This is a genomic window from Longibacter sp. (genome assembly GCF_051155795.1).
Classification (GTDB): domain Bacteria; phylum Bacteroidota; class Rhodothermia; order Rhodothermales; family Salinibacteraceae; genus Longibacter.
On record NZ_DAXETW010000179.1, the window covers coordinates 1 to 3,366 of the forward strand.

The 3,366-nt window shown below is 60.7% G+C and carries 2 protein-coding genes, 1 tRNA gene and 1 pseudogene; 2 read left to right on the forward strand and 2 right to left on the reverse strand.

Annotated elements, in window-relative coordinates:
- Together ACFCU0_RS16315 and ACFCU0_RS16320 are read right to left on the reverse strand one after the other, a co-directional pair.
- Window positions 1–884: ring-cleaving dioxygenase (locus tag ACFCU0_RS16315; RefSeq protein WP_434974749.1), on the reverse strand; the 884-nt coding region annotated here is incomplete at its 3' end.
- Window positions 885–1,055: 171 nt separating this feature from the next.
- Complete coding sequence (locus tag ACFCU0_RS16320) at window positions 1,056–2,360, reverse strand: hypothetical protein (protein ID WP_434974750.1); 1,305 nt, start codon at window positions 2,358–2,360, stop codon at window positions 1,056–1,058.
- Between the two features lie 319 nt (window positions 2,361–2,679).
- Here ACFCU0_RS16320 and ACFCU0_RS16325 point away from each other — a divergent pair.
- Together ACFCU0_RS16325 and ACFCU0_RS16330 are read left to right on the forward strand one after the other, a co-directional pair.
- A tRNA-Ile gene (locus ACFCU0_RS16325) sits at window positions 2,680–2,753 on the forward strand.
- Between the two features lie 217 nt (window positions 2,754–2,970).
- Window positions 2,971–3,366, forward strand: a pseudogene (locus ACFCU0_RS16330) (Fic family protein); the annotation flags it as partial.

The following is a 3,366-nucleotide window of genomic DNA, read 5'->3' on the forward strand; positions in this document are numbered from 1 at the left end:
GGAGGGAGGATAAGCGCCTCCCCCAGGTGCTCGAGGTCCTCGTCAGCGGTAAAGCCCGGCCCGTCGGTGGCCAGTTCGAACAGGACGCCGCCCGGCTCCCGGAAGTAGACCGACTGGAACCAGAACCGGTCGATCTGCTCCGACGGTCGCAGGCCCACCTGCTGAATCTTCGATCGCAGCGCCTGCTGCTCCTCGCTGTCGGTCATCCGCCACGCCGCGTGGTGCACCGTTCCCGGCCCGCCGCGTCCATGCTGGCCGTCCGACACCACCTTCACCTCCGCCAGCGTGCCCGACCGGCCATCCAGCCCGTAGCGATGCCAGCCGTCGTCCTCGCCGGTTTTCTCCAGGCCGAGTACGCTTGTCAGCACCGTCTCTGTCGCCTGCAGATCCCGCTCCCAGATGCGCACCGAGTGCATGCCACGGATCTGCTTCTCGGCCGGGACCGGACTCTCGTCCCAGGGCGTGAACGTTCTCTCGTCGGACGTCTCGACGATCGAGAGACGCAGACCGTCCGGGTCCTCGACGGGGAGCGTGGGCTCGCCAAACCGCTTCGTTTCTTCTCCGACGGTGACACCGTGCTCCGCCAAGCGCTCGCGCCAGTACGGCAGCGTCCCCTGCGGCACCGCCAGTGGAATCTCGACGACCTGCCCGACGCCCGGCGTCCCCGGCGCAAGGTCGGGCCAGGGAAAAAACGTGAGGTCGGTGCCCGGCGTACCGGCGCCATCCGCGAAGAAGAGGTGATACGTCTCGGGGGCATCCTGATTGACGGACCGTTTCACCAGCCGAAGGCCGAGCACCGTGCGGTAAAAGGCCAGCGTCTCATTCGGGTCGCCAGAGATGGCCGTGACGTGATGAAGGCCGTGGACGCTAGCGGCGGTAGACATGCGTAAGTGGCGGGTTGGGTCTTTTCGAGATGATGGACGAAAAGAATAGGCCCTGCTCGACCGTGCGTCAATCCGCGTCGCTGGATGTTCGCATTCGTGCACGCCTGGTCAAGGCCAGCCGGTATCTACCCTCATTCGGCGCTATCCTGGCCGGGGCGATCCGTTGTCGCATCAGCGGGATCCGCCCCGGTTGCCGCGGCCGCCGACGCAGGCCTGCTCGAGGTTGCGACCAAACAGGATCGAGCGGACGAGCCATGGCTGCACGTCGGCATCCCCGACGAGAGCGCTCCGCCGCTGTCGGTTGGGTCCATCATCGGCAGCCGGGTTGGACGCCACCGGTCGCGGGCCCAGCGGAAGGCCCCAGTAATTGCACGTAGCATCGAAGGTTGTCTCCGTCCCGTTGTTCAGGCCGACCACCGAGCGCAGGTCGTTGAACGACACCGTCAGCCCGTCCGCGCCGTCGTCCACTTTCACGGCCTCGCCATTGAAACCAGTCGAGCGCATCCCGAAGATGAAGTTGCGCGTCACGTTCAGGTCAGTGGAGCTCGAGGCATCGATGTTTACGCCCTGGGCGAACGTGGCGAGCGTCCCGTCGAAGCCGTCGTCCAGGTTGTCATCGTACTGCACGTTATCATCGCCCGGGTTGCTGTCGTTGGCCGGGTCGGCCGACAGGTTGTAGACGAAGTTTTTCTCGACCTGCACGTCGCTGACCGTACCCTGCAGCAGGATTCCGAGCGTCGCGTTGTCGCTTTTCAGGTTGCGAACCAGGTTGCCGCGAATGACGGAGCTTGCGAATCCGTCCGCCCGATCGTCATTCGCAAAAATCCCGTTCACCGTTGGGAAGCCGTCGTTCGACGTAAACTCATTTCGGAGGTCTTCCACGATGTTATACTCGATGCGGAGGCCTGAATTGCCGCCGTCCGCGAGGATGCCTGTGACGCCGAGGCGTCCGGTCGGCCCCACGCCGTGCACCCGGTTCTTGCGCACCGTCACATCGTTCACGTTGGGTCCGATGGAGATGCCGATCAAACCGCCCGGGAAGGTCACGCGAAAGCCCTCGAAGGTGACGCCGTCGGCGAGAATTCGAACCGATGCGCCCGTGGGTGCGTCTCCACCGCGGATGGTGGCAAACCCGAGCCAGCGGGGCGTGACCGTGATGTCCGGGGTAGTGATGGTCAGCGTGCCGTCGTAGGTGCCGCGTTTCACACAGACGATGTCGCCCGGCGAGGCAGCGTCGACCGCGGCCTGCGGCGTGTCCGTGATCACCGTGCAGCGCCGGAAGAACTTGGCCTGCGTGCCCTCCTGGAAGGGCAACTCGTCCATTGCCTCCGCCACCTGCTCGTCGTCCGGCACCTCCGGTGCGTCCGGCTCGGTCGAGGAAACCGTGGCGTCGTCGCAGCCAGTGAAGGCGAGTGTGGCGAGGAGCAGCAGAACGGGGAGCAGCAGAACGGGGAGCAGGGCGGAGGATCGGAGCATCACGCGTAACGTCATGGGAGCGTGGGCCAGGGGAAGGGGACGGCGGACGGGCACAGTGCTTCTATGCATGAGATATGAAAACATACATACGAGGAATTTAAAAGTATAGACGCACATCCCGGATTTAAGAAAATGGATGACGCCTTCCTGCTCGTTCCCCTGCCGTCGACGTGCGATCGGTCCCGGATGGCGGAGCCTGAATGTCACGGATCGACGACCATCCGTGGACGTTGGACGAATCTGGGTGTTGGACGGTACCGGTGGTGGACATCGTTTGCTGCGATGCGTAGTCTAGTGCCCACGTACCGCGCCGCATACCGGGCCCGTAGCTCAGTTGGTTAGAGCAGTCGACTCATAATCGATCGGTCGTGGGTTCAAGTCCCGCCGGGCCCACTCTTATTTTACATAAGTCATTGTTTTACATTACTTATGTAAAAGTTGGTACAACATAGGTACAACAAAAGCCTCTGAGAGCTCGCAAGAGCTTGCCAGGGGCTTTGTCTATAAGTTACATTACACCAAATCTTTGCGGACATAATAAGGACGGGCGTTAGCTCATCTTTGAATACCGCCCTTTGTATATAACCAATCAGTTCAGGTCTCTGCAGGCATGAATTACTCTCACAAGTGGGAGCCTATCTCTGACCTCCCCCCCTCTTCTGGCGACCTTGCAAATGATGAGCTATCATCGCTGTCAACAATTTGGAAAGACGAACGCCACAAACTAGAGAAAATTGATGCAGTCAAAAGGTTCAATGAACGCCTTCTAAGGCAATGGGCTATAGAAACGGGCATTATTGAGAGGCTGTACACTCTCGATGAAGGAACGACACAGCTTTTGATAGAACAAGGAATCGATGCCTCTCTAATTAGCCACGGTTCAACCAACAAAGACCCTCAGAAAGTAGCGCGGTTAATAAAAGACCAACACGAGGCCGCAGAAGGACTGTTTGCTTTTGTGGCTAACCAGCGGCCGCTATCGAACTCATATATCAAGGAGTTACAT